The organism is Streptomyces graminofaciens (genome assembly GCF_030294945.1).
GTDB lineage: Bacteria > Actinomycetota > Actinomycetes > Streptomycetales > Streptomycetaceae > Streptomyces > Streptomyces graminofaciens.
In genome coordinates, this window is sequence record NZ_AP018448.1 from 10,174,408 (window position 1) to 10,200,296 (window position 25,889).

Below are 25,889 nucleotides of genomic sequence, written 5' to 3' on the forward strand. Positions count from 1 at the left end.
ATCCGGTCGGACTAAGCTCGCCCGCAGCGCACCGAGTTGAGGTGTATTCGTGCGCTTGTTCAAAAAAATACCGAAGATCCAGTTTGAATCCCGAATAAACCCCCGGCAAGTCGCCACAACACCCCGCAACACCCTTCAACTCCCCTGACCTACCGTCGAATCCGTCTTTAGAGGGCATACATGGTGAGTGTTCAATCGCCTCCCGGTGGCCGTGAACTTCCCTACGCGCGCGTACTGCTACTGCCGGCGATACTGATGGCCGCGGTGACCGGGACCGCCGTCGCCCTGGTGACGGGGTCGGCCCGGCTCGCCGTCGGCTTGTGCGGAGCCGTCGCGACACTCCTGGTGATCGCTGTCGCGGCCGTCGCGGTGCGCCGTGGGCGCGTGATCCGTGACCTGCGTGACGAGCAGACCCGGCGGAACGCCCACCTCGAACAGCGCATCGCCGCCCACGAGCAGGAGTTCACCCGGCTCAACAAGGAGATCTTGCCCACCGCCCTGCACCGGCTGCGCGCCGGTGGAGAATCCCCCTCAGAGGTGATTCGCGTCGTCATCGACGGTGACGCGGAGTGGCACGAACTTCCTGAGCCCCAGCGCGACTTGGTGCGCAGCGTGCTCGACATCGTCGACCGCGAGGAGGCGCTGCGCGACTCCGCCCAGCGGTCCTTCGTCAACATCGCCCGCCGGGTCCAGGCGATCGTCCACCAGCAGAACAAGGAACTCCGGGAGATGGAGGAGGACCACGGGCGCAACCCCGAGGTCTTCGACGACCTGCTGCGCATCGACCACGGCACCGCGCTGATCGGCCGGCTCGCCGACTCCATCGCCGTCCTCGGCGGCAGCCGCCCGGGCCGTGTGTGGCCCCGCCCCGTCCCGCTGTACAGCTGCCTGCGCGGCGCGATGTCCCGCATCCTGGAGTACCGCCGCATCGAGCTCCACTCGATCGCCAAGGTCAACGTCAACGGCGTCTCCGTCGAACCGGTCATCCACGCCTGCGCCGAACTCCTCGACAACGCCACGCGCTACTCGCCGCCCCACACCAAGGTGCACATCACCGCCGTGGAGGTGCAGACCGGCATCGCCATCGAGATCGAGGACGGCGGCATCAGCCTCAGCGAGGAGTCCCGCGCCAAGGTCGAGGACATGCTCGCCAAGGCGCAGGCGGGCGAGGACATGCAGGACATGGGCGACAGCCCGCGCCTCGGCCTCGCCGTCGTGGGCCGGCTGTCGACGATGTACAAGATGCAGATCTCGCTCCGGCCGTCCGCCTACGGCGGCGTCCGCGCGGTGGTCGTCGTACCGCGCGACATGCTCACCGAGGAGGCCGCCCCCGGCCTCGCCCACGGCATCGGCGCCACCGCCGTGCCGACCATGGACACCGGTGGCGTAGAGGGCCCCAACCGCAAGCCCAAGCGCCGCCGCCCGACCACCGGTCCGCGGATCCCGAGCTCCGCGGAGGACACGGGCCAGGGCAGCATGGACGACGACGTTCCCGTCGTCACCGAGTGGACCGCCAACGGCCTGCCGCAGCGCCGCAGCCGGATGACGATCCCGCTCAGCCAGCGGTACGCCGAGGCCGCTGCCGCGGAGGCCGCCGCCGAAGCCGCGATGGCCGCCGCCCCCGTCTGGCAGCCCGAGCCCGAGCCGAAGAAGGAACTGCCGCCGCCCGGTATGTGGGTCGAGGCGTTCATGGAGGGGCTCAAGCGTGATCCGGACCCCAATGCCTTCACCACCGACCCGGACGACCCCACGGCGTCCACCGCCTTCACCGTGAACAACGAGTCGGCCCGCACCGAGGCCGACGACGAGGGGGACCTCAAGTGATCCAGCAGCGAGCCAACTTCGACTGGATGCTCAAGGATCTGGCAGACGGCGTACCAGGCATCCAGCAGATCGTCGTGCTCTCCGCCGACGGCCTGCGCATCGCCCGCTACGGCGGTGATGTGGACGCCGCCGACCGGGTCGCCGCGGCCTGCGCGGGCCTGCAGAGCCTGGCCGGGGCCGTCGCCAGCGAGATCCCGAACAGCGACGGCGAGATGCGGATGGTCATCATCCAGATCAACGGCGGCTACTTCTACCTGATGGCCGCCGGCTCCAACGCCTACCTCGCGGTCCTCGCCAACGAGATCGCAGAGCCCGGCCTGATGAGCAACCGCATGCGCGACCTCGTCGACAGAATCGGCTCCCACCTGACAAGTCCGCCGCGGCGGAACGGGCAGACCGTATGACGCCTCCGCAACGCCAGCGGCGCTTCCCCAAACAGGCAGCGCCTCGGCCCGAGCCGCCCATGGAGCCCCAGGAGGGGGACGGGCAGCACGGCACCGAGGACAAACCCCCCGAGCGGCTGTACATCCTCACCGGAGAGGACGGCGAACGGGCCGCGATCGACCTCGTGACGTTGATCGTGGCGCGTGCCGATCCGCCGCCCTCCGCCGCTCCGGAGCAGTCGGCACTGCTCCGGATCTGCCAGGCCCCCCTGTCCGTGGCCGAGATCTCGGCCTATCTCAACCTGCCGATCAGCGTGGTGACCGTCCTGCTCACCGAGCTGCTGACGGCCGAATTGGTACAGGCACGCGCACCGGTCGTACGGCAGGCGCGGGCCGACCGTTCCCTCCTCGAAGCGGTGATGCATGGACTTCAAAAGCTCTGACACCATCACAGGTCCACGGACCGAGGACCACCTGCCGCACACCGCGCAGGCCGCCGCGAAGATCGTGATCGTCGGCGGTTTCGGGGTCGGCAAGACCACCATGGTGGGTTCCGTCAGCGAGATCAGACCGCTGACCACCGAAGAGACCATGACGCAGGCCGGCATCGGAGTCGACGACAACTTCGGCTCCAAGTCCAAGACCGCCACCACCGTGGCCATGGACTTCGGCCGCATCAGCATCACGGATCAGCTGGTGCTCTATCTCTTCGGCACCCCCGGCCAGGAGCGCTTCTGGTTCCTGTGGAACGGCCTGTTCGAGGGGGCCCTCGGCGCGGTCGTCCTGGTCGACACCCGCCGACTGGAGGTCAGCTTCGACGTCATGGGCCGCCTGGAGGAGCGCGGTGTGCCCTTCGTCGTAGCGATCAACGACTTCCCGGACGCGCCCCGCTACCCCCTGGACGAGCTCCGCCAGGCGCTCGACCTGCCCAAGGAGATCCCGATCGTGCGCTGCGACGCACGCCGCCGGGCCTCCAGCCGGGACGTCCTGATGACGCTGGTCCACTTCCTGCACTCGCTGGCGATGACGGGGGCGTCGGCATGAGCCGCGCGCCCGCCGCCTGATCGGTCCCGCACGCCGTACGAGGCCATGCATCACCCACGCATCACCTGCATCACCCACGCATCACCCACTCAGTCCCACGACCGGGAGCCGTGTCGTCCCGCACGGAAGTCCCCTCCCGGTCCTTCATCAACACCCAGACACCGGAACCACTCCCACTCGGAGCGATCAACCGTGACGCCTGAATCCCACTCCCTGACCGGTACGGACGACCCCTCGCTCGGCCCGCCGCCCGGTTGCCCCGCCCATGGCCTGGGGCCCGGCGGAGTCCGCCGCCTCTATGGCCCGGAGGCGGAGGATCTGGGGGCTGTGTACGAGAAACTCCGTGCCGAACACGGCCCCGTGGCTCCCGTACTGCTTCACGACGATGTGCCGATCTGGGTGGTGCTCGGCCACGCCGAGAACATGCACATGGCGCGCACCCCCTCGCAGTTCTGCCGTGACTCCAGGTTGTGGACCGCCGTACAGGACGGCACGGTCAAGCCCGACCACCCGCTCATGCCGATCATCGCCTGGCAGCCCATGTGCAGCCACGCCGAGGGCGACGAGCACCTGCGGCTGCGCGGCGCGGTCACCGCTGCCATGTCGACCATCGACTACCGCGGCATCCGTCGCCACATCAACCGCGCGACCCAGTACCTCGTCAACAAGTTCTGCGAGGAGGGCAGGGCCGACCTGGTCAGCCAGTTCTGCGAGCACCTGCCGATGGCGGTGATGTGCGAAATCCTCGGCATGCCCAACGAGTACAACGACCGGATCGTGCAGGCCGCCCGCGACCTCCTCAAGGGCACCGAGACCTCCATCGCAAGCAACGCGTACATCATGGACGCCCTGATGCGGCTCACTGCCCTCCGCCGGGCCGCACCCAAGGAGGACTTCACCAGCCACCTGATCAACCACCCGGCGCGGCTCAACGATGAGGAGATCGGCCAGCACCTACGCCTTGTCCTGATCGCCGCGTACGAGAACACCGCCAACCTCCTCGCCAACGTACTGCGGGTGGTGCTCACCGACCCGCGGTTCCGAGCCCAGCTCAACGGCGGCCAGATGACGGTGCCCGAGGCGGTCGAGCAGTCCCTGTGGGACGAGCCGCCGTTCAGCACCATCCTGGGCTACTTCGCCAAGCAGGACACCGAGCTGGGCGGCCAGCGCATCCGCAAGGGCGACGGACTCCTCCTGGGCATCGCGCCGGGCAACGTCGACCCGCGCGTCCGCCCCGACCTCAAGGCAAACATGCAGGGCAACCGTTCCCACCTCGCCTTCAGCGGTGGTCCTCACGAGTGCCCGGGCCAGGACATCGGTCGCGCCATCGCCGACGTCGGCGTCGACGCGCTGCTGACCCGTCTTCCCGACATCCAACTCGACTGCGAAGAGCACGAGCTGCGCTGGCAAGCGTCCATCTCGAACCGGCATCTGGTGGAACTGCCGGTGAAGTTCGCCCCGAGGCCCCAGCAGGACGTCACTCAGCAGCCCAGCATCAACCCTGCACCGCGGCAGAGTCCAAACAACTGGCGCGTCGGCACACAGGAGCCGTCAGCCACTGCTTCGGAACCCGCCACTGCGGTCGCAGAGCCCACGCCGATGCCCGAACCGGCCCGTCGGCCAGGTCTGTTCCGGCGCCTCCTGCGTTGGTGGGGCGGCAAGTGAGCCGACCGAGCACCGGGGCTACGCGGCCCACTCGTCGTACGACGACCAGGCCCGTAGCACCCGCGGGCTGACGAACCGGTGCTCGCGCCCCGTGATCGGATCGGTGAACTCCAGCATCCGCGCCAGCAGTTGGAGCGGACGTCGGAAGTCACCGGCCGCCACGGGGCCGGTCACCACCGGGTAGAGGGGATCGCCGAGGATCGGCACACCCAAGGAGCTCATGTGCACCCTCAGCTGGTGCGTCTGCCCGGTCATTGGCATCAGCCGGTACTGGCCAAGCCCATTCCGGTGCTCCAGCAGCTCGACCCGGCTAACGGCGTTGGGCGGCTCGCCCTCGACCTCGCGGGCCGCCATGACTCCGCGCTCCTTGACGATCCGGCTGCGTACGGTGCAGGGCAGGGCCAGTGCGGGGTCGTACGGGGCCACAGCCTCGTACTCCTTCGCCACCTGCCTGTCGCGGAACAGCGACTGGTACGCGCCGCGCTCTTCGGGGCGCACGGTGAGCAGCACCAGCCCAGCCGTCAGCCGGTCCAGCCGGTGCGCCGCGCTCAGCGTCGGGATGCCCAGTTCCCGCCGCAGCCGCGCCAGGGTCGTCTCGGCGACATGGCTGCCACGCGGGGTGGTGGCCAGGAAGTGCGGCTTGTCGGCCACCACCAGGTGCTCGTCCCGGTAGAGGACGTCGACCGAGAACGGCACCTGCTCCTCATCGGGCAGTTCCCGGTGGAACCACAAGAACATCCCCGGCGCGTACGCCATGTCCCTGGACACCGGGCACCCGGCGGCGTCCACGATCAGTCCCGTGTCGAGCATCCTGTCGATCACTCCGGCCCCAGCCGCGAGCCGCGCCACGAGATGGTCCCGCACGGTCGCCCACGTGTCGTCGGCCGGCAACCGCAGCCGCACCGGATCCACCCCGTCGTGTTGCGGCAGGGGAGAGGGCGGGGGCGGCGTACGGCGTCTCATCACGTCAAGCCTACGAGAGGGCACTGACAGCGAGGAGACGAGGCGGTACTCCCGGAAAAGCCGGCGTTTCGTCTCGCGACCCAGACGCTCCGCGTTGCCTCAAAGCAAGTGTTGAGAAGCGCGCGTACGGCTTGAGTACGCGCAGGGGGATCTTCTTCAGGGGCGCGTTTTGTAGGTCGTGCACCCGGCAGCGGTATTGAGTGCGCCTAGCCCCATGGGCTTGTGGCTGGCACAGTTGTAGAGCTCGTCCCAGTCGCACAGGCGGCCTTGGAGCGGCGTGCTCTTCCTGTGGGCCGGGTGCGTGGGGGGATGTCTGTGGGCCAGAGACCGACTCACGATCTACGTAAGAGCAAGCACACGGCCCGGCTCGCTCTCGCCCTTCGGGGCGCGCCACCGCCCCGCGTGGACCCGCTGCATCATCCAATCAACCGCCCGGACCCGACCGAGGCCGACGCCGGCCGCATCCGCGACGCCATCCTCACGGTCACCCGCGTCCACGTCGAGGACATGATTGCCAGGCGTCGCGACAGCGTTCTGTGGTCTGTCGGATCTGGTTAGCGCGCCCCATGCCTTCTCTAGCCGACCTCGCTGACGAGATCGACAAGATTCGGCTGGACGGCGTCACCACGGGTGGCCTGACTTCTGGCGCCTGTGTCCCGGAGGCCGTCGCCGAAAGGTTCCTGGAGCGGCTGGCACTGTGCGGCTTCGTGGCCGTCGAACTGCTCAAGGCTGCCGAAGAACATCAGCCCTTGTCCCTGCCACGCGAGGTGGAACCGCCGAGGCCACGACCCTTGTGAGGGACGAAAGGGGAGGCCTGTCTTGCTCGATCTGTTGTTTGAGGACAAGGTAGTGCTCGTCACGGGCGGAGCCAGCGGGATCGGTGAGGCATGTGCCATTGCCTTCGGGGACCTCGGTACGGCGGTCATTGGCGCTCACTTGGACAGCGGCCCTCGCCCATGCCGCGAACGACATCCGGAATTCGGCGCCAGTTTGCTCAAGGAAATTGGGCAAGGCTGCGGTGCCGGACGGCGCCACCTGTCACTTCACCAGGTCACGTATGCGCCCCGTCCACACCTCCTCAACCACTGCGGTCTTGTCTTCGCACTATTCGCTGACACGCATTGTGCCGGTGCAACGGAGTCCCGATTGAAGGAGTGATCCACGTGATTGAGCCACCCGGCGACACGCTGGCCCCTGAGAAATGGGTTCCAAACCAGCCAGGTTCGGCCCCTCGTGAGCCTGACGGCATCATCATGCAGGGAGTGCGCAAGGCGTACTGGTCCAAGCTCTCGGCAGTGGAACGGAACCGCGCGCCTGCGTCCGACTGGGATCTTCCCGCAGACCTTGCCCCCGATCTGGCGTTTGTCACACCGGACCACCCCGACGTGCGGCGGACACTTCGGTTGTGGCAGCGGGCGATGCAGGTCTACGCACCCCGTCATGGCATCCACGACCAGCCCTCCCGGGGCGGGTCCCAGTTAGGGTGGCTCCAGCTGGCCGACCAGTGCGGGGAGCGGTGGAAGAAGAAGGGCTGCCCGCTCGACCTGGAGGAATCCGTCCCACGGGCGATGATCGAACGACTGGCGGCCCAAGTTCGAATACCAGCGCAACTGTTCGTGCCTCAGACCTTGTTCGGCTGGTTGCTGGCCTGGCGGGTGTTCGAACCGGATCGTGAAGCGGCTCGGCAGGGCATGTACTGCGATCTCGCCTCGACGACCGATTGGGGCAGGTACGTCCGCGGCGAGCTCGAAGACTGGCATGCCATTGCCATCGCCGAAATACGCGCGGCCCAGCGACAACTGTCCCTCACCGCTGCGGTACGGCACATTCTGATGGCCCAGAAATCCAGCGTCATGGCCAGGCACCGTGGTAGGTGCATCACCGGCTATCCCGAACTCGGCGTCCCCGTCCTGCGGGCAGAAACCCCGTTTTACGCGTCCGTGAACGCCGTGATCTGCGAGTGGTACGCCCTGGATATGGGGCTGCCCACGCTGGCCGACCGGGCCTGCGTATCGCAAGCCGGCCGGGCCTACTTCAGCATTTCCAAGATGGTCAACGACATTCATGACCTGGCCATCGACACGTACACCGGCGACGTGGGCAACGGTGCCCGACTCTACGGCGACGGCCGACACGGCGCCGACACCCTTGTCACCTGGCTAGTGGGTCTGCAGCACCTCCTGCCGACCGTGGCCACGAAAGTCGCCGACCACACGTTGACCAGGGACGACCGCACCCTCCTGGCCGGATGCGCCGGCGTCTCCTACACCTTCTGGGGCCACCGCAGCGACCTGTGGGCCACTGTGAGCCGCATGGCCCAGCACGGCCACGGGTGGGGCTCCCTGCGAGAGCGTGAATGCCGGGCGTGCCAGGCAGCACCCCGCTGCGGCCCCTGCTTCTACCGCGACGCCGAGGACTGCCCGCACGTGCCCCGCACCACCCTGACCGGCACAGAAGCCGACGCCAAGGAGATCGTGAACACTGCACTGACACTCACCGGGGCCGTCGATGTGATCGCTCCGGATGTGGCGGCGCGGGCGGTGACCCGCCTGGCAAAGTACTCGCCCACTGCCCTCGGCTGGCACGCCGACCGGAAACAGATCGACCCCGGTACCACCGCGGTTGCGGCACTGACCCAAGGCATCTACGCGCTGGCCGCCGAATGCCCCGAAGACGACCTCGACACCCTCACCAACCTGGCCCGTACGGCATGGTGGCACGTCCTGCCCGCCTTCGACCGGCCAGAAGAACTCACCCTCGACATCTACATGTACTCAACCGCTGCTCACCCCCACATCACCCTGACATTCGGCTCACACATCGCAAACATCGTCTCCCGGCAGTAGGGCCGGGACGATGCTCAGGGCGGTTTTTGCGCTGAGACGGTTCAGGCCCGTTTGGTTGTTTGAAGCCCAGCATCACCTTGGACAAATACATCGGCCACTGGCCGACGCACCAGGACACGGCCGCGGCTATGGAGTCGATTCCGGAAGAGCCGGAGCATGCTCCGCAGCAGAGCGCACGCGCTGTCCACGCATCAGTCGATACGACGCCCCGCCCCCCACCGTGACCAACAAGAACAACACCGTGAACCACTGGAAGTACCAATGCCCGCCCGCCGGGTCGTACACCTCCGCGCGCGGCCAGGCCAGGTTGACCGTCATGAAGAGGCCGTAGAGCAGGGCGAGGATGTTGACGGGGATGCCCCAGCGGCCGAGGGAGAACAGGGGCTTGCCCGTCTCGTCGGTGGTGGTGGAGGTGAGGGTGCCCTTCAGGCGTCGTACGAGCAGGGGGCCGGTCACCATCGCGTAGGCCAGGTACAGCATGACGATGCAGGTGGTGCCGATGGCCAGGAAGGCCTCCGGGGAGGCGAAGTTGAGGAGCAGGAGGGCGGCGGAGAGGAGGCCGACGACCACAGCCGGGGCGTTCGGCATGCCCGTGCGTGGGCTGACCTTGGCGAGGCGTGCGGCGAAGGGGAGTTGGCCGTCGCGGGCCATGGAGAAGAGCATGCGGCAGGCCGCCGTCTGGATGGCGAGCGTCGCCACCGTGATCGCCACCACCACGTCGGCCAGCAGGACCCGGCCCACGCCTTCGCCGAGGCTGCTTGTCAGGACGTAGCTCAGGCCGTCCACGCCGAGTTTCCCGTCGGTGAGGCTGGGCGCGGCGAGCAGGCCGCCGAGGACGATGAGACCGCCGAGGAGACCGGCCGAGCCGAGCGCCGTGAGGATCGTGCGGGGCGCGGTACGGCGTGGATGGTGGGTCTCCTCGCTCATCTCACCCGCGCTGTCGAAGCCGATCATCACGTACGCCGCCGTGAAGGAGCCCACGAGCAGGGCGGCGAAGAGGCCGTTGCCGCCTCCCTCGGCGGTGTGGAAGGTGATGCCGGGGGAGCGTTCGGAGTGGGTCAGCAGAAGCACGATGATCAGGACGGCGCCGATGATCTCTGCGGTCACCCCGACACGGTTGACGAGGGACAGCACCCGGTTGTCGAGGACGTTGACGAGCGTGGTGAGCGCCAGGAGGATCACGCCGAGGACGGCCGCGTTCGCCGCCCCGCTGGCGGAGGTGGGCGTCGGATCACCCCCGACGAGCTGGAAGCCCGACCAGATCGCCGGCAACACCATCTGCAGCGCCAGTGCCGCCGCCGCGACCACCACGATCTGTCCGATCACCATGATCCAGCCGGCGAACCAGCCGAAGGTCGGGTTCGACAGCCGGGAGGACCACTGGTAGATCGCGCCCGAGATCGGATAGCGCGCGGCCAGCTCCGCGAAGCACGCGGCCACCAGCAACTGGCCGACCAGCACCGCCGGCCAGGCCCAGAAGAAGACCGGGCCGCCGAACGCGTACCCGAAGGCGAAGAACTGGAAGACGGTCGTGAGTACCGAGATGAAGGAGAACCCGGCGGCGAACGACGCGTACCGGCCCAGGCTGCGGTGCAGCTCCTGGCGGTAGCCGAACTCATCGAGGGAGTGGTCGTCGGGGGAGTGAGGTGGGTCGGGGCGGACATCGGCGCGGGCGGTGCTCGTCATGGCGGCAACCTGCTTTCGCACTGCGGCACGAGAATTCCTGTCGAGCGACAGAAATTAGGGACGCCCTGTTTCGTCGGCGTCACACAGCCGTGTCCGGGGCGGGCCGAAGTCCTCACGCACCCGCTGCCGGGGTGTACTACGGCTGTGGACCAGTACAGGGGTGCTCGGCCGCGAACAACACCGCACGGAACGAGGAACTTTTGATGGATGAGGGACGGGGAACCTTTGATGAATGACGCATCGGCGTCCTACCGTTTGGTCCCGGGAGCGCCGGACTCCCCTGTGATCCTGCACGTCCCGCACGGTTCGCGGGTGATCCCGGCGGACGTACGCGCCGGGATTCTCCTCGATGACCCCGCGCTGGAACGGGAGTTGGACCACATCACCGACGCGTACACGGACCGGATCGCCGAGGAGGCCGCCGAGCGGTCGGCCACGCGGCCCTGGAGATTCGTCAACCAGCTGTCACGTCTGGTCGTCGACCCGGAGAGGTTCCCTGACGAACGCGAGGAGATGCTGGCCGTCGGCATGGGGGCGGTCTACACCCGGACCACGCACCGGGAGGACCTCCGTCCCGCCGACCACGACGGCCGACCGCTTGTCCGGCGCTACTTCCACCCGTACGCGGCGGCCATGACCGACGCGGTGGCGGAGCGGCTGGCGGCCGTGGGGCGGGCCGTGGTCGTCGATGTGCACTCGTACCCCACCGAGCGACTGCCCTACGAACTCCACGGCAAGGGCCCCCGCCCGCCCGTCTGCCTCGGCCACGACCCCTTCCACACCCCGGCCGAGCTGCTGGCCCGCGCCGAGAAGGCGTTCGCCGGCTTCGGCGGCACCGGCGTCAACAGCCCTTTCGCGGGCGCGTACGTCCCGATGAGGTACTACGGGAATGACGCTCGCGTGAGCGCCCTGATGATCGAGATCCGCCGGGACGTCTATATGACCGAGCCGGGCGGCCCGGCGGGCCCCGGTGTCGGCACACTCGCCAAGGCGCTGGCCGAGCTGGTCGATGAGGTCACCGCCGTCTGACGCCACGAAGAACCGTGCGTGCGCTCAGCCCCGTCTGGACTGCCGTCTGACACCACGAAGAACCTTGCGCTCAGCCCCGCCTGAACGTCCCAAGCCCGTTCTTGTCGAATGCCTCGATCGTCACCTGGGTGGCCTTGCCGTTTCCGTCGCCGCGGAAGGTGACGCCCGACGGGCCGGTGGCGTTCTCGCCGACCGTCTCGAAGAAGAAGGTGTCGCCGTCGTAGTGGGTCAGGCGGAACCGCGTGGGCTTCGGGCCCAGGGCCATGGTCAGTTCGCCGTCGGACTCGGTGACGGTGAGGGGGCCGTAGTAGGAGTTGCGGTACGTGCCCGTGTAGGCGGAGTCGGCGCGCGGGTCGGCGGCGTCGCCCGGGGGCTCGGTGTAGTCGGTGGGGGAGCGCTCCGCCGCGTCGGTCTGCGCGTAGACCTTGCCGATCAGGGCCAGCCAGTCCGTGGTCGGCATGCCGTGCTGGGCCGTGTCGATGAAGTCGGCCGCGATGGCGTCCGCGAGTCCGATCGGCTCGCCGTTGGTGAGGACGACGATGCCGAGCTGTTCGCCGGGCAGCATCGTGACGTTGGTGTGCGCGCCGAGCGCGAAGGCGCCGGAGTGGCTGAGGCGCAGGCGGCCGAGGTCGTCGTAGCTCACGTTCCAGCCCAGGCCGTAGAAGCCCGCGCGGCCAGCCGGGGCGGGCGGCGGCTGGGAGACGACCTCGGGGAGGTGGGTGCGCTCCAGCGGGTCGGCGGCGATGATCCGGTCACCGCCGAGCTTGCCGTCGGCGAGCTGCAGGCGCAGCCAGAGCGACATGTCGCGGACCGTGGAGCTGGCGCCGCCCGCCGGGGACTGGGCGTCGGGGTCGCGGACGTACTTGGCCTCCCAGGTGCCGTCGGCGGCGCGGACGTGGGTGACGGCCTTGTTCTCGGCGTTCTCGTAGTCGCTGAAGCGGGAGCTGGTGGCGTCCATGCCGGCCGGCTTGTAGAGGAGGTCCTCGGACAGCTTCTCCCAGCTCGTCCCGGCCGCGTCGGCGACGGCCTCGCCCGCCGCCGTGACACCGAAGTTGGTGTACGCGTAGCTCGCCCGGAACGGCGACAGGGGCTCCAGGCGCAGGTGCCGGAAGATGTACTCCTGGTCGTAGCCCAGGTCCTCCAGGAGGTCACCGGCGTGGTCCGGCAGCCCGCTGCGGTGCGCGAACAGGTCGGCCACGGTGGCGTGTTCGGTGACCCAGCGGTCCTTGAGGGCGAAGTCCGGGAGGAGCTCGGCGACTTCGTCGTTCCAGGCGACGACCTTGTCGCCGACGGCCCCGGCGACGACCGTCGAGGCCAACGGCTTGGACAGGGAGGCGAGTTGGAAGACCGTGTCCGGTCCGACCTGGGCGTCCTTGCCGACCTGCCGCTTGCCGAAGCCGTCGATGCGCACGACCTTGTCCTTGTGGACCACGGCGACCGCGACCCCCGGGACTCCGGTGCGCTCCATCCCGCGCTCCACGATGGAGTCGAGCGACTCGGCGGCCTTGTCGACGTCGTCCCGCGTGAGCTGGGGAGGCGGCTGGGGTGGGGGATCGGCGGCGGGCGCCGCGCCCGCGCCGACGGAGGCACTGCCAAGGAAGAGGAGCGAGGCCAGGCCCGTGGCGACCCGTGTCCTGCTTCCGCGGTGTGTCCTTGTGCGCCGAACACCCATGTACACCATTGAAGCCGGTGGGGTGGGCTTTGTCCTGCGGGGCGGTCGTGGGGCCCGGTGCGGACCGCCGGGTGTCCCCGCGCGTCCGCCGGGATCACCCGCGCGTCCGCCGGATGCCCCCGCCAGGCCCTGGGGGTCTATGCCGTCGTCGGCGTGCCCTCCTGCTCGGCCTCCACGCGTGCGTTCCACGCCTGCTTGGTCGCCTGCCAGCCGTCCTCGTTGTGCCCGAGGCGCCAGTAGCCGGAGATCGAGATGTCCTCGCGCGGAACGGCACGCTCGACGCGCAGCAGCTGGCGCAGTTCCTTCACGAAGCCTGCTTCGCCGTGCACGAACGCGTGCAGCCGGCCCGCCGGGAACTCCATCGCGCGTACGGCCTCGACCAGTGCCGCGCCGATCGGCCGGTCGCCGCGGTGCAGCCAGATCACCTCCGCATCGGAGTTGATCTTCTGCTCCTCCTCGGGGCCGGAGACCTCGACGATCGCGACGGCCCGGGCGCCGTCGGGCAACGCCTCCAGGGACGCGCCGATCGCGGGCAGGGCGCTCTCGTCGCCGACGAGCAGATGCCAGTCGGCGGTCGGATCGGGGGCGTAGGCGCCGCCGGGGCCCACGAAGCGGACGAGGTCGCCCGGCTGGACCCGTGTTGCCCACGGGCCGGCGAGGCCCTCGTCGCCGTGCAGGACGAAGTCGATGGTCAGCTCGCGCAGTTCGGTGTCCCAGGCACGCACGGTGTACGTCCGGGTCACCGGCCATTGGTCCCGGGGGAACTCGGCGCGGATCCGCTCCATGTCGAAGGGCTCCGGGTACGTGACACCCTCGGCGCCGAAGAGCAGCTTCACATAGTGGTCGGTGCTGCCCCGCGTGGCGAACTCGGCGAGACCGTCGCCACCGATCACGACGCGCTGCATGTGCGGCGTCAGCCGTTCGGTGCGGACGACTCGAGCGGAGTGGGGCTTCGGTGTCCTGCGTCCCGGGCGCTCTGCCATGACGGCCTCCCAAATATCTTGCTAAGGCTTACCTAAGTTAGCATCTCCCCCTGGTTCACACCTCATGCTTGAGGACTCAACGAGAACTTCGTGGTGTGAGACGCGCCTCATTGGACTCACAACCGAAGTGTCGCCCACCCCCGGCGTACGCCCCGCCCATGGGGCGCACGCCCCCATATCTACAGCCCTCTACAGCCCTCTATAGCCATCTACATCTAACGGCTGTCTACGGCGTCGTCACCTGAAGCGTCGTGAGTAGCCGCTGCAGTGATCCCCCGAGGCCCCAACGGGCCGCGAGTGCCTCCAGCACGGCTGGATCCCGCGGGTCGCGCGGAAGCGCCGTGTCGACGTCCGGCAAGGGTACGTCTCCCGCGACCCGTACGACCCCCCTCGCGACCGAGACATAGGGCCGCGCCTCGTCGAGCCGCTTGCGCTGGGCCGGGGTGAGCTTCGCCGACGGGTCGTCGACCGCGGCCATGATCCCCGCCAGGTCGCCGAACTGGTCCAGCAGCTTCGCGGCCGTCTTCTCGCCGATGCCGGGCACCCCGGGCAGGCCGTCGCTCGGATCGCCGCGCAGCAGCGCGAGATCCGCGTAACCCGCGCCGTCCACACCGTACTTCTCGCGCAGCCACGCCTCGTCGGTGAGCTGCAGTGTGCCCACGCCCTTGAGTGGATACAGCACGCGCACCCCGCGCCCGTCGTCGACCAGCTGGTACAGATCGCGGTCGCCGGTGACGATGTCGACCGGGTCCTTCGCACGGGCCGTGAACGTGCCGATCACGTCGTCCGCCTCGTACCCCTCGACGCCCACGCGCGCGATGCCCAGCGCGTCCAGCACGGCCTCGATGATCGGCACCTGCGGTGACAGCGTGTCCGGCACCTCCTCCTCGTCCGGGCCCACCTCGTGCTCCTCGGCCACACGGTGCGCCTTGTAGGACGGGATCAGGTCGACCCGCCACTGCGGCCGCCAGTCCGCGTCCATGCAGGCCACCAGGTCGGTCGGCCGGTGGTCCTTGACCAGGCGGTCGATGAAGTCGAGCAGCCCGCGCACGGCGTTCACCGGGGTGCCGTCCGGGGCCTTCACGGAGTCCGGCACTCCGAAATAGGCGCGGAAGTACAGCGAGGCGGTGTCGAGAAGCATCAGGCGTCGGGTCACGCCCCGCATCATGCCGTACACCACTGACACACGGCCCCGGCGACCGTACGTGGCGGGTCTGAACGCTCTCGCGAACGCTCTGTGGACCGGGCCGCTGTCGCGTTTGCCTGCTCGGGTCCCGGGCGGGAGTGGCCCCGGAGCGGCGCCGGTCGCGTTTCAACCGTGCGCAGACCGGGAGCACCTGCAGACGCCCCGACGAGGCGGTCAAGCGGCTCCGAGCCGGTGCCCTCCGTACGCAACCGCGCGCGGACGGCACCACGGCCGCCGTGACCGACCGCGTCCATCACTGTGGAACCGGGCCGGATCTGCGTCGTCCGGGCCGGATCTGTGTCGTCGTGGGCCTGCCTTGCGGGTGCGGGATCTTTGTGGCTGCCTCGCACAGGTCCTCGCGCCCCTTGCAGGGGGCTGTCGTACATGTGCAGTGGTTTCGTACTGGTGTACGGGAGAGATCCGGACAACCGCGGCGTGGGGCGTGGGTGCCGTGGGAGGTGGCGGCGGCGGACCCACCGGGGGCTACGGGGTGGTGGAGAGGGTGGTGGGCCCCTGGGGTGCTGGCGTGAACTGTGAGCCTCGGACCTCTTCGGGTTTACGGGGATGTGACGGGCGCATGAAACGGTTTGCCGAACATGCGTAGGGTGCAGAGAACTCATCAGGGATCGTGCGTGCGATGGGTGGCGGGACAGTGGTGTATCTGTAACGGACCGACGAGCGAAGGAGGGAGCCGGAGCGATGGGCGACCATAAAGAACAGCCCCTCCGGGTGGGTGCGGCCGTCCGGCGGCGGCGCCGGGCACAGGAGCTCACGCTCGCCGTCGTGGCCCAGCGCTGTGGCCTGTCGGTTCCCTTCCTCAGCCAGGTCGAGAACGAGCGGGCCCGCCCCAGCAGGCCCTCCCTGGAGCGCATCGCCGACGCCCTCGGCACCACCGCCGTCGAACTGCTCGCCGCGGCCGACCCGGCGTGCAGCGTCGATGTCGTGCGCGCCGAGGACGACGGTCACGCGCCCCCCGAGTCCCACTCGCGCTCCCTGGTGCGTGGTCACCACCAGTTGCACGCCATGGAGTTCACCGGCGACCACGACGAGGGCCGCGAGGTCCAGCACCGCAACGACGAGCTGATGTATGTCGCCGACGGTGCGGTGGAGGTCGAGGCCGAGGGCCGTGCCCACCGCCTGGGCCGCGGTGACACGCTGTACATGAGTGGCGGCGTACGACACCGGTGGCGGGCCACCGAGCCCGACACCCGAGTGATCGTCGTGGCTGTCGCCGACCACATCGAGGCCCTGGAGGACCGTCACCGGCAGGGGGCGTGAGGTCGTGCCACGGGTGGTGTCGCTGGTTCCCTCGCTGACCGAGGCCGTCGCCGTCTCGTTGCCCGGTGCGCTTGTCGGTGCCACCGAGTGGTGCAGCCACCCGGGTGTTCTTGACGTCGTCCGTATCGGCGGGACCAAGAACCCCCAGGTCGACGCGATCGTACGGCTGGCTCCCGACCTCGTGATCGCCAATGAGGAGGAGAACCGCGAGCCCGACCTGACCGCGCTGCGCGAGGCGGGCGTCGAGGTCCTCGTGACCGAGGTGCGGGACGTGCCGCAGGCCTTCACCGAGCTGGACCGGGTGCTGCGGGCGTGCGGGGCGCGGACCCGGCCCGAGTGGCTGGAGGAAGCGGAGGAGACCTGGTCCCGGCTGCCGGTCCCCGAGCGTCGTACGACCGCCGTGGTGCCCGTCTGGCGGCGGCCCTGGATGGTGCTCGGGCGGGACACCTTCGCCGGGGACGTGCTGGCGCGGCTCGGCGTCGACAACCTGTACGCCGGGCACGCGGAGCGCTATCCGCGGGTGCCCGTGGGGGAGTTGAGGGCAGCCGGGCCCGAGGTCGTGGTGCTGCCGGACGAGCCGTACCGGTTCACCGCCGACGACGGCCCCGAGGAGTTTCCGGACGTGCCGTGCGCGATGGTCGGCGGACGTCATCTCACCTGGTACGGGCCGTCGTTGGCCGAGGCGCCGCGGGTGCTCGGCGCGGCCCTGCGAGCAGCTCTCCGCTGACGAGGCCGCGGACGGTGTGGGCGGCGGCGGTCGCCCAGGCCACGACGAGCAGGGCGTAGAGCGCGACGGCGAGGGCGTCGAAGGCGACGAGTCCCGTGTGCCGGGCCAGCCCCTCGGCGCCGGTGACGCAGGTGCCCACCGGGAACGTGAGCGCCCACCACGTCATCGAGAACCCCATGCCCCGGCGCCGGGCCCGCACCGCCATCGCCGTGGCGAGGGCCAGCCAGAGCAGGGCGAAACCGATGACGGGTACGCCGTAGAGGACGGCGAGTCGTGTGTTGAGGGCGCTGGGCGCCGCGTCGGCGAAGTTGCCGACCGCGGTCGTCGACTGGCCGAGCGGGCCGAGAACCAGGAACAGGGCCGGGGTCAGGGCGAGCGGCAGTGGCCCCACGGTGACCAGTCGCCCGAAGACCAGCGGCAGCACCAGCAGCGTCCCCAGCAGGCTGAGCCCGAACAGCGCGAGGCACCCGAAGAGGAGGGTCGGCCGGGCCTGGCCGGGCGGCAGGTGGGGGAGGAGCAGCGGGCCGAGGGCCGCGGAGACCATCGGGGCGACGAGCGGCAGGAGCAGCACCGGGGTGATCCCGCTCGGCTCGATGCGGTGCCGGACGACCATCAGGTACGGGACGGCTACGGCGGCGGTGATCCCGACGGCCGTACCGGCGGTGAACAGCACGGCGTCGAGAGCGACCGCGGCCCCGATGCCGATCCAGTCCGCGCCGAGGGTCAGTGCGCCACCGCCCACGGCGAGCAGGGCCATGGCGAGGCAGCCGTGGAAGGGCGCCACGGCCGGGTCGAGCAGGTGGGCGCGGGCCTGGTCGCGGTGGTGGAGCCAGTGGAGGGCGCGGGCGAGGAGGACAGCGAGGAGGGCGAGCAGGGCGAGTGCCCAGAGGGCGGTGAGGGCCGGCCGAAGGGCAGCGGTGGGCCCTGGCAGTCCGGCTCCGGCGGTGGCCACGATCGCGGTGCCCATCACCGGGGCGTACCAGTTGGGGCCGAGGTGGCGGAGGGCGGCCGTACGGGGAGCCGGTCGCACTCGGTGGACGGGGAGCGGGCGGACTGCGGTGACCATGCGTCGAGCGTCCCGCCGCTGGGCCCGGCCCACCAGGGACCTTGTTCGTATGGGGGCATAAGCTGGGGTTATGAGTGAGCATGAGGAGCGGGGCGGGCTGGCCCATCGGGTGCCGGAGCTGGGGGCCCTCGAACTGCTGCTGGCCGTCGCCCGGCTGGGTTCGCTCGGGCGGGCCGCGCGGGAGCTGGGCATCACCCAGCCGGCGGCGAGCAGCCGGATCCGCTCGATGGAGCGGCAGCTGGGCGTGGCCCTGGTCGACCGGTCGCCGCGCGGGTCGCGGCTCACGGACGCGGGGGCGCTCGTCACGGACTGGGCGCGGCGGATCGTGGAGGCGGCGGAGGCGTTCGACGCCGGGGCGCAGGCGCTGCGGGACCGGCGGGACTCGCGCCTGCGGGTCGCCGCGAGCATGACCATCGCCGAGTATCTGCTGCCCGGCTGGCTGATCGCGCTGCGCGCCGCGCGGCCCGACACGGCGGTGTCGCTGCTCGCCGGGAACTCGGCGGCGGTGGCGGAGCGGTTGCTCGCGGACGAGGCGGATCTGGGGTTCGTGGAGGGGCTGAACGTCCCGGCCGGGCTGGACGCTGCCGTCATCGCCCACGACCACCTGATCGTGGTGACGGCACCCGGACACCCCTGGGCACGTCGCCGCAAGCCGCTGGACGCGCGGGAGTTGGCGTCCACGCCGCTGATCCTCCGGGAGAAGGGGTCCGGGACGCGGCAGGTGCTGGAGACGGCGCTGGGAGGTCTGGCCCGGCCGCTGATCGAGCTGTCCTCCACGACGGCGGTGAAGTCCTCGGCGCTGAGTGGTGCGGGGCCGGCGGTGCTGAGCGAACTGGCGCTGGGGGAGGAGCTGTCCGCTCGGCGGCTCGTGTCGATTCCGGTGGAGGGTGTGCGGTTTCGGCGGGCGTTGCGGGCGGTGTGGCCTACGGGGCATCGACCGGCGGGGCCCGCGCGGGATTTGTTGGGGTTGACGAAGGGGGCGTCCGGCGGTTGAGGGGGAGTCGGGGCGGGTGGCGGGGGTTCGGAGGGCCGTGATCTTTAGGGGCGCGGGGGGACCGCGCGAGCAACCACGACGCACCCGCACCCGCCAAACCACCCACGCCCCCCCCGAGCTCTCAGACGCAGCGGCGGGGACGACGAAGAAGACTCGGCCGGTAACGACGAAGAAGACTCGGCCGGTAACGACGAAGAAGACTCGGCCGGTAAAAAGCGCTCGCGTCTCCCCACCCCCACACCCCACCATTCCGACATGTCGCCCCCTCCCCCCGCCCCGCCCGCCGCAGGCGTCCGCGCCCCTTGGGAAGCCCTCCCCGCCACGGTCCGCGAGGCCGTCGCGGAGGTCCTCCGCGCGCCCGTCGTCACGGCGGTGACACAGCCCGGCGGATTCTCACCCGGCGTCGCCGCCAGGGTCACCGCGGCCGGAGGCCACCGCGCCTTCGTGAAAGCCGTGAGCGCCGACGTCAACCCGGACAGCCCGAACATCCACCGCGCCGAGGCACGCAACACCGCCGCACTGCCGCCGGGGGTCCCGGCACCCCGCCTCCTCGGCACGCACGACGACGGCACCTGGGTCGCCCTGGTCCTGGAGGACGTACCGGGACGACAACCCCAAGTCCCATGGAAAGACGACGAGTTGACGCTCGTGCTCGACGCCGTGGCCGCACTCGGCCGCGCACTCGCCGCCGCCCCGGCCGCCTTCGACGCCCCACCCCTCACCGAGTCCCTCACGGACACCTTCAGCGGCTGGCACCGGCTGCTCCACGGCACCGACAAAACCGACAGCAGCGAGCACGACGACCACAACGCCCACCGCCACCGCCTGGACCGGCTCGCCGAACTCGACCCCTGGGCCGCGCGCAACCTCCGCCTGCTCGTCGAACTCTCCGCCACCTGGCGCGACGCGGCCGGCGGCGACAGCCTCGCCCACTGCGACCTGCGCGCCGACAACATCCTGCTGACACCGGCCGGCGGGGCCGTCTTCGTCGACTGGCCGCACGTCCGCAGCGCGGCGGCGCCCTGGTTCGACCTGCTGCTGATGTTGCCCAGCGTGAGGGCCCAGGGCGGGCCCGACCCGGAGGAGGTGTTCACGGCCCACCCGCTGGGGCGGTCCGCCGACCCGGCCGGGGTGACCGCCACCCTCGCGGCCCTCGCCGGTTACTTCGTCGCGAGCGCCCTGGAGCCCCCACCCCCGGGCCTGCCGACCCTGCGCCCCTTCCAGCGGGCCCAGGGCGAGGCGGCCCTGGAGTGGCTCAGGAGACGCCTCGGGACGCCACCTGGCGCGCACCCCGGGACGCGGCTTCGGTGAGGGCCCGCATCACCCGCCGGTCCTCGCCCATCTCCGGGTGCCACTGCACCCCCAGCACCCAACGCCGTCCATTGAGCTCGATCGCCTCCACCGTGCCGTCCTCCGCGTACGCCGACGCCAGCAGCCCCTCCCCGAGCCGGTCCACCGCCTGGTGGTGATAGGTCGGCACGGCGGTCTCCTCGGCGGCGATCTCCGCGTACCGGGTGCCGGGCACCGGCTTCACCGGGTGCCGGCCGAAGACGCCGACCTGCGTGACGTGGTCGTCGATGTGCTGGATCAGCGTGCCGCCGAGAGCGACGTTCAGCAGCTGCATGCCCCGGCAGATGCCCAGCAGGGGCAGATCCGCGTCCAGCGCCGCCCGGATCAGCGCCAGCTCCCAGGCGTCCCGCTCCGGCGCCGGCGGACCGGTGCGCGGGGAGCGCTCGGCACCGTACCGGGACGGGTCGACGTCCGGGCCGCCCGCGATGACCAGGCCGTCGAGCCGGGCGACGGCCTCGGCGGCGTACGACGGATCGTCCGGCGGCAGCATCGCGGCGAGCCCGCCCGCCGCCTGGACGAGACGGGGATAACCGGCGGGCAGCAGAGCGGCCTCCAGCTCCCAGACCCCCCAGCGCGCACCGGACTCCAGATACGTACTCACACCGATCAGCGGCCTGGCCACGAGGTTCTCCCTGCTCTTCCCCTACTCAATGGAGCACGGTCATACCTTTGTGGGGCGGCTGCCCGCAAGCCCCACCCCATCGTCTCTCCTCACGTCAGGAAGCCGCGAAGCAGCGCCGCCGTCCCCGAGCAGTGCTCCCGCATGATCTCGCGGGCCCCGTCGGCGTCCCCGTCCAGCACCGCCTCGACCAGCGCCACATGCTGGCGCTGCGAGTGCTCCAGGTTCCGTACCAGCAGGGGGATGCAGTCGAGCAGGTCGTTCACGGACGCCCGTACCGCCGCGTACTGGGCGGTCAGCGACGGTGAGCCGCACAGTTCCGCGAGGGTGAGGTGGAGCAGGGTGTCCAGGCGGCGGTACTCCGCGAGGGGCGCGTCCCGGGTGCGGGTCAGCGCGTCGCGGAGCCGGTCCGCCTGCTCGTCGGTCAGCCCGTGCGCCGCGCACAGCCCCGCCGCGCCCACCTCCAGCACCTCGCGGAAGCGCAGGACATCCTCGATGTCGACCTCGGCGATGCGGCGCCGCAGCTCGTCCTCGCCGCCCGCGTCGGTGCGCGGCAGGACGAACGTGCCGCCGTAGCGACCCCGCCGGGACTCCACCAGCCCCTGGTCCTGGAGCACCTTCAGCACCTCGCGCAGCGTCACCCGGCTGATGCCGAGCCGCTCCGCCAGCTCCCGCTCGGCGGGCAACCGCTCCCCGCCGGGCACCAGGCCCAGCCGTACCACCTGGAGGATCTGCTCCAGGGCCTCCTCGAAGCCGTTGCCGGCCCGTACCGGCCGCAGGACCGGAGTGAGCCGGTCCTCCGGGCCGCCGTCAGCGTCCACCGACATCTGGCCGTGCCCCCTTCCCAAGCAATGGTTCTCGGCAATACCTTATGACTCCCGGTCCGGTGTTTGAAGCGCGAGGAGCGCGTAGAGCGCACAGCACGGGAAAGAACGTGCAGAACGCGCCACAGCCGTAGCAAGCCCAAGGAGGCCTCCCCGTGGCAGACCGCACAGCACCGCTCACCGTCGAGGAACTGCACGCCCTCGTCGCGGGCGGCGAGATCGACACTGTCGTCCTGGCCTTCCCCGATATGCAAGGGCGCCTCCAGGGCAAGCGGTTCGCCGCCCGCTTCTTCCTCGACGACGTCCTCGCCCACGGCACCGAGGGCTGCAACTACCTGCTCGCCGTCGACACCGAGATGAACACCGTCGACGGCTACGCCATGTCCTCCTGGGACCGCGGCTACGGCGACTTCGCCATGCACCCCGACCTGAGCACACTGCGCCGGGTGCCCTGGAACGAGGGTACGGCGATGCTGATCGCCGACCTCGCCTGGAACGACGGCTCGCCCGTCGTCGCCGCCCCCCGGCAGATCCTCCGCCGCCAGCTGGAGCGCCTCGCCGAACTGGGCTACACGGCCAAGGTCGGCACCGAGCTGGAATTCATCGTCTTCAAGGACACCTACGAGCAGGCCTGGGACGCCGGCTACAAAAACCTCACCCCGGCGAACCAGTACAACATCGACTACTCGGTCCTCGGGACCGGCCGAATCGAGCCCCTGCTGCGCCGGATCCGCAACGAGATGGCGGCCGCCGGGCTGACCGTCGAGTCCGCCAAGGGCGAGTGCAACCCCGGCCAGCACGAGATCGCCTTCAAGTACGACGACGCCCTGGTCACCTGCGACCAGCACGCGATCTACAAGACCGGCGCCAAGGAGATCGCCTCCCAGGAGGGCGTGTCGCTCACCTTCATGGCGAAGTTCAACGAGCGCGAGGGCAACTCCTGTCACATCCACCTCTCGCTCGCGGACGCCGACGGCACCAACGTCATGGCCGACGGTCCGGGGATGTCCCAGGTCATGCGGCACTTCCTCGCCGGGCAGCTCGCCGCGCTCCGCGACTTCTCGCTGCTCTACGCGCCCAACATCAACTCGTACAAGCGGTTCCAGCCCGGCTCCTTCGCACCGACCGCCGTCGCCTGGGGCTACGACAACCGGACCTGCGCCCTGCGGGTCGTCGGCCACGGCCGCTCCATGCGGTTCGAGAACCGGCTCCCCGGCGGTGACGTCAACCCGCACCTCGCCGTCGCCGGCCTCGTCGCGGCGGGGCTCTACGGCGTCGAGCAGAAGCTTGAGCTGCCGGACGTGTGCGAGGGCAACGCGTACGCCGCCGACTACGCGCATGTGCCGACCACCCTGCGCGAGGCCGCCGAGCTGTGGGAGAACAGCCCGATCGCCAAGGCCGCCTTCGGCGACGAGGTCGTCGCGCACTACCTCAACATGGCGCGTGTCGAACTGGCCGCCTTCGACGCCGCCGTGACCGACTGGGAGCTGCGCCGCTCCTTCGAACGTCTGTGACCACCCCCCTGTGAGAGGCCCTCTCTTGTCCCGACAGTCCGAGCAGTCCCGGCAGCACGAGCAGCAGCTCCAGGTGCTCAACCCCGCGACCGAGGAGGTCGTCGCCACCGTCCCGGCCGCCACCCCGGCCGACGTGGACGCTGCCGTCGCGCTGGCGACGAAGGTCCAGCGGGTGTGGGCCGCCCTGGCCCCCGCCGACCGCGCCCGGCTGCTGCGCCGCTTCGCCGCGACCGTGGACGAGCACCTCGAAGAGCTCGCCCGCCTTGAGGTCCGCGAGGCCGGTCACACCATCGGCAACGCCCGCTGGGAGGCGGGCAACGTCCGCGACCTGCTCGACTACGCGGCGGGCGGCGTCGAGCGACTCACCGGCCGCCAGATCCCGGTCGCCGGCGGCCTCGACGTCACGTTCCTCGAACCCCTCGGCGTCGTCGGCGTCATCGCCCCCTGGAACTTCCCGATGCCCATCGCGGCCTGGGGAGTCGCCCCCGCGCTCGCGGCCGGCAACGCGGTGCTCCTCAAGCCTGCCGAGACGACCCCGCTCACCGCCCTCCGCCTCGCGGAGCTGGCGGCGGAGGCCGGGCTGCCCCAGGGCCTGTTCCAGGTGCTGCCCGGCCACGGGCCCGTCGCGGGCAACGCCCTCGTCGAGCACCCCGGCGTGGCGAAGATCGTGTTCACCGGCTCGACCGCCGTGGGCAAGCAGGTCCTCGCCAAGGGCTCGGCGCTCCTCAAGCGCGTCACCCTCGAACTCGGCGGCAAGAGCCCCAACATCGTCTTCGCCGACTCCGACCTGGAGGCAGCCGCCGCGGCCGCCCCCATGTCGTTCCTCGACAACTCCGGCCAGGACTGCTGCGCCCGTACCCGCATCCTCGTACAGCGTTCCGCCTACGACCGCTTCCTCGACCTCCTCGCCCCCGGCATCGAGTCCGTCCGCGTCGGTGACCCGGCCGACGAGGCCACCCAGATGGGCCCGCTGATCTCCAGGCTCCAACTGGACCGCGTCCGCTCGTACGTCGACCCGGACGCTCCCGGCATCCGCGGCAAGGCCCCGGAGGGCCCCGGCTTCTGGTTCCCGCCGACCGTCCTCACCGGAGTCGAGCCCCACGCGCGCGTGGCCGCCGAGGAGGTCTTCGGCCCGGTCGCCGTGGTCCTCCCCTTCGAGGACGAGGCCGACGCGATCCGGCTCGCCAACGACACGCCGTACGGCCTCTCCGGCTCCATCTGGACCAGGGACGTCGGCCGCGCGCTGCGGGTCTCCCAGGCCGTGCGCGCGGGCAACCTGTCCGTCAACTCCCACTCCAGCGTCCGCTACTGGACCCCCTTCGGCGGCTTCAAGCAGTCGGGGATCGGCCGTGAACTCGGCCCGGACGCGCTCACCGCCTTCACCGAAACCAAGAACGTCTTCATCAGCACGGAGGGCCCCGCACAGTGACCTCAGAAAACATCTGCCGCAGACTGGTCGGCCGTACCGCCGTCATCACCGGCGCCGGCAGCGGCATCGGCCTCGCCACCGCCCGCCGGCTCGCCTCCGAGGGCGCGCACATCGTCTGCGGCGACGTCGACGAGCAGCGCGGCAAGGCGGTCGCCGAGGAGGTCGACGGGATCTTCGTGAAGGTCGACGTCACCGACCCCGAGCAGGTCGAGGCGCTCTTCAAGACCGCGTACGACACCTACGGCAGCGTCGACATCGCCTTCAACAACGCGGGCATCTCGCCGCCCGACGACGACTCCATCCTGGAGACCGGCCTGGAGGCCTGGAAGCGCGTCCAGGAGGTCAACCTCACCTCCGTGTACCTGTGCTGCAAGGCGGCCATTCCCTACATGCGGCGCCAGGGCAAGGGCTCCATCATCAACACGGCGTCCTTCGTGGCGAGGATGGGCGCCGCCACGTCCCAGATCTCGTACACGGCATCCAAGGGCGGTGTGCTGGCCATGTCCCGCGAGCTGGGCGTGCAGTTCGCGCGGGAGGGCATCCGCGTCAACGCCCTGTGCCCCGGACCGGTCAACACCCCCCTCCTCCAGGAGCTGTTCGCCAAGGACCCGGAGCGGGCCGCGCGCCGGCTCGTGCACATCCCGGTCGGCCGGTTCGCCGAGGCCACGGAGATCGCGGCCGCGGTCGCCTTCCTCGCCAGCGACGACTCGTCCTTCGTCAACGCCACCGACTTCCTGGTCGACGGTGGCATCTCGGGCGCGTACGTCACACCGCTGTAGGCCTCGCCGTCGTGGGGTCCCCGACCGC

The 25,889-nt window shown here is 70.3% G+C and carries 23 protein-coding genes; 15 read left to right on the plus strand and 8 right to left on the minus strand.

Annotated features, from left to right (window positions below; translation table 11 throughout):
* The first annotated feature begins 180 nt into the window (after positions 1-180).
* From SGFS_RS44780 to SGFS_RS44800, 5 genes are all read left to right on the plus strand, one after another.
* Positions 181-1,824: a sensor histidine kinase gene (locus SGFS_RS44780; RefSeq protein ID WP_286258228.1), complete on the plus strand. Its 1,644-nt coding sequence runs from the start codon at positions 181-183 to the stop codon at positions 1,822-1,824.
* Positions 1,821-2,228 carry a roadblock/LC7 domain-containing protein gene (locus SGFS_RS44785; protein WP_286258230.1) on the plus strand — a complete coding sequence of 136 codons (408 nt, stop codon included), beginning with the start codon at positions 1,821-1,823 and terminating at the stop codon, positions 2,226-2,228. The genes SGFS_RS44780 and SGFS_RS44785 overlap by 4 nt, the downstream gene beginning before the upstream one ends.
* Positions 2,225-2,650: a DUF742 domain-containing protein gene (locus tag SGFS_RS44790; protein ID WP_286258231.1), complete on the plus strand. Its 426-nt coding sequence runs from the start codon at positions 2,225-2,227 to the stop codon at positions 2,648-2,650. Before SGFS_RS44785 ends, SGFS_RS44790 begins: the two co-directional genes overlap by 4 nt.
* Positions 2,631-3,251 (plus strand): GTP-binding protein, encoded by a 621-nt coding sequence (locus SGFS_RS44795; protein ID WP_286258233.1) that lies wholly within the window; start codon positions 2,631-2,633, stop codon positions 3,249-3,251. Before SGFS_RS44790 ends, SGFS_RS44795 begins: the two co-directional genes overlap by 20 nt.
* A gap of 192 nt (positions 3,252-3,443) precedes the next feature.
* Positions 3,444-4,916: a cytochrome P450 gene (locus SGFS_RS44800; RefSeq protein ID WP_286258235.1), complete on the plus strand. Its 1,473-nt coding sequence runs from the start codon at positions 3,444-3,446 to the stop codon at positions 4,914-4,916.
* An 18-nt stretch (positions 4,917-4,934) separates the two neighbouring features.
* Here the strand turns inward: SGFS_RS44800 and SGFS_RS44805 are convergent, their stop codons facing one another.
* Positions 4,935-5,879: an RluA family pseudouridine synthase gene (locus SGFS_RS44805; protein WP_286258236.1), complete on the minus strand. Its 945-nt coding sequence runs from the start codon at positions 5,877-5,879 to the stop codon at positions 4,935-4,937.
* A gap of 566 nt (positions 5,880-6,445) precedes the next feature.
* On the opposite strand from SGFS_RS44805, the gene SGFS_RS44810 reads away from it, so the two are divergent.
* Positions 6,446-6,676: a hypothetical protein gene (locus SGFS_RS44810; protein ID WP_286258238.1), complete on the plus strand. Its 231-nt coding sequence runs from the start codon at positions 6,446-6,448 to the stop codon at positions 6,674-6,676.
* 366 nt (positions 6,677-7,042) lie between these two features.
* Positions 7,043-8,725 (plus strand): hypothetical protein, encoded by a 1,683-nt coding sequence (locus SGFS_RS44815; protein ID WP_286258239.1) that lies wholly within the window; start codon positions 7,043-7,045, stop codon positions 8,723-8,725.
* Positions 8,726-8,851: 126 nt separating this feature from the next.
* Here SGFS_RS44815 and SGFS_RS44820 read toward each other — a convergent pair whose 3' ends face one another.
* The gene (locus SGFS_RS44820) at positions 8,852-10,411 is read right to left on the minus strand and encodes an amino acid permease (RefSeq protein ID WP_286258240.1); all 1,560 of its coding nucleotides are present in this window, start codon (positions 10,409-10,411) and stop codon (positions 8,852-8,854) included.
* A gap of 228 nt (positions 10,412-10,639) precedes the next feature.
* Between SGFS_RS44820 and SGFS_RS44825 the strand changes: the two genes are divergently transcribed.
* Positions 10,640-11,440 carry an N-formylglutamate amidohydrolase gene (locus tag SGFS_RS44825; RefSeq protein WP_286258241.1) on the plus strand — a complete coding sequence of 267 codons (801 nt, stop codon included), beginning with the start codon at positions 10,640-10,642 and terminating at the stop codon, positions 11,438-11,440.
* 70 nt (positions 11,441-11,510) lie between these two features.
* On the opposite strand, the gene SGFS_RS44830 is transcribed toward SGFS_RS44825, so the two are convergent.
* The 3 genes from SGFS_RS44830 to SGFS_RS44840 form a co-directional block, all read right to left on the minus strand.
* Positions 11,511-13,112: a serine hydrolase gene (locus SGFS_RS44830; protein ID WP_286258242.1), complete on the minus strand. Its 1,602-nt coding sequence runs from the start codon at positions 13,110-13,112 to the stop codon at positions 11,511-11,513.
* Between the two features lie 137 nt (positions 13,113-13,249).
* A complete protein-coding gene (locus SGFS_RS44835; RefSeq protein WP_286258243.1) occupies positions 13,250-14,095 on the minus strand; it encodes a siderophore-interacting protein in 846 nt (281 codons plus the stop codon).
* Between the two features lie 226 nt (positions 14,096-14,321).
* Positions 14,322-15,260 carry a 5'-3' exonuclease gene (locus SGFS_RS44840; RefSeq protein ID WP_286260370.1) on the minus strand — a complete coding sequence of 313 codons (939 nt, stop codon included), beginning with the start codon at positions 15,258-15,260 and terminating at the stop codon, positions 14,322-14,324.
* 720 nt (positions 15,261-15,980) lie between these two features.
* Here SGFS_RS44840 and SGFS_RS44850 point away from each other — a divergent pair.
* Both SGFS_RS44850 and SGFS_RS44855 read left to right on the plus strand, forming a co-directional pair.
* Complete coding sequence (locus SGFS_RS44850; RefSeq protein WP_286258245.1) at positions 15,981-16,559, plus strand: helix-turn-helix domain-containing protein; 579 nt, start codon at positions 15,981-15,983, stop codon at positions 16,557-16,559.
* Between the two features lie 4 nt (positions 16,560-16,563).
* On the plus strand, positions 16,564-17,286 hold the full coding sequence (locus SGFS_RS44855; protein WP_286258246.1) for a helical backbone metal receptor: 723 nt from the start codon (positions 16,564-16,566) through the stop codon (positions 17,284-17,286).
* Here SGFS_RS44855 and SGFS_RS44860 read toward each other — a convergent pair.
* Positions 17,213-18,352 carry an SLAC1 family transporter gene (locus tag SGFS_RS44860; RefSeq protein ID WP_286258247.1) on the minus strand — a complete coding sequence of 380 codons (1,140 nt, stop codon included), beginning with the start codon at positions 18,350-18,352 and terminating at the stop codon, positions 17,213-17,215. The two genes, SGFS_RS44855 and SGFS_RS44860, sit on opposite strands and share 74 nt — an antisense overlap.
* Before the next feature lie 70 nt (positions 18,353-18,422).
* On the opposite strand from SGFS_RS44860, the gene SGFS_RS44865 reads away from it, so the two are divergent.
* Positions 18,423-19,346, plus strand: a complete 924-nt coding sequence (locus SGFS_RS44865) for a LysR family transcriptional regulator (protein ID WP_286258248.1) — start codon at positions 18,423-18,425, stop codon at positions 19,344-19,346.
* A gap of 255 nt (positions 19,347-19,601) precedes the next feature.
* Positions 19,602-20,657: a phosphotransferase family protein gene (locus tag SGFS_RS44870; RefSeq protein ID WP_286258249.1), complete on the plus strand. Its 1,056-nt coding sequence runs from the start codon at positions 19,602-19,604 to the stop codon at positions 20,655-20,657.
* On the opposite strand, the gene SGFS_RS44875 is transcribed toward SGFS_RS44870, so the two are convergent.
* Positions 20,602-21,318, minus strand: a complete 717-nt coding sequence (locus SGFS_RS44875; RefSeq protein WP_286258250.1) for a gamma-glutamyl-gamma-aminobutyrate hydrolase family protein — start codon at positions 21,316-21,318, stop codon at positions 20,602-20,604. The two genes, SGFS_RS44870 and SGFS_RS44875, sit on opposite strands and share 56 nt — an antisense overlap.
* Positions 21,319-21,407: 89 nt before the next feature.
* Positions 21,408-22,142 carry a FadR/GntR family transcriptional regulator gene (locus tag SGFS_RS44880; RefSeq protein WP_286258251.1) on the minus strand — a complete coding sequence of 245 codons (735 nt, stop codon included), beginning with the start codon at positions 22,140-22,142 and terminating at the stop codon, positions 21,408-21,410.
* Between the two features lie 152 nt (positions 22,143-22,294).
* On the opposite strand from SGFS_RS44880, the gene SGFS_RS44885 reads away from it, so the two are divergent.
* From SGFS_RS44885 to SGFS_RS44895, 3 genes are read left to right on the plus strand one after another with little or no spacing between them, the layout of a single operon-like run.
* A complete protein-coding gene (locus SGFS_RS44885) occupies positions 22,295-23,653 on the plus strand; it encodes a glutamine synthetase family protein (RefSeq protein WP_286258252.1) in 1,359 nt (452 codons plus the stop codon).
* Between the two features lie 25 nt (positions 23,654-23,678).
* Positions 23,679-25,082 carry an aldehyde dehydrogenase family protein gene (locus SGFS_RS44890; protein ID WP_286258254.1) on the plus strand — a complete coding sequence of 468 codons (1,404 nt, stop codon included), beginning with the start codon at positions 23,679-23,681 and terminating at the stop codon, positions 25,080-25,082.
* A complete protein-coding gene (locus SGFS_RS44895; RefSeq protein WP_286258256.1) occupies positions 25,079-25,861 on the plus strand; it encodes a 3-oxoacyl-ACP reductase in 783 nt (260 codons plus the stop codon). The genes SGFS_RS44890 and SGFS_RS44895 overlap by 4 nt, the downstream gene beginning before the upstream one ends.
* Positions 25,862-25,889 lie beyond the last annotated feature (28 nt).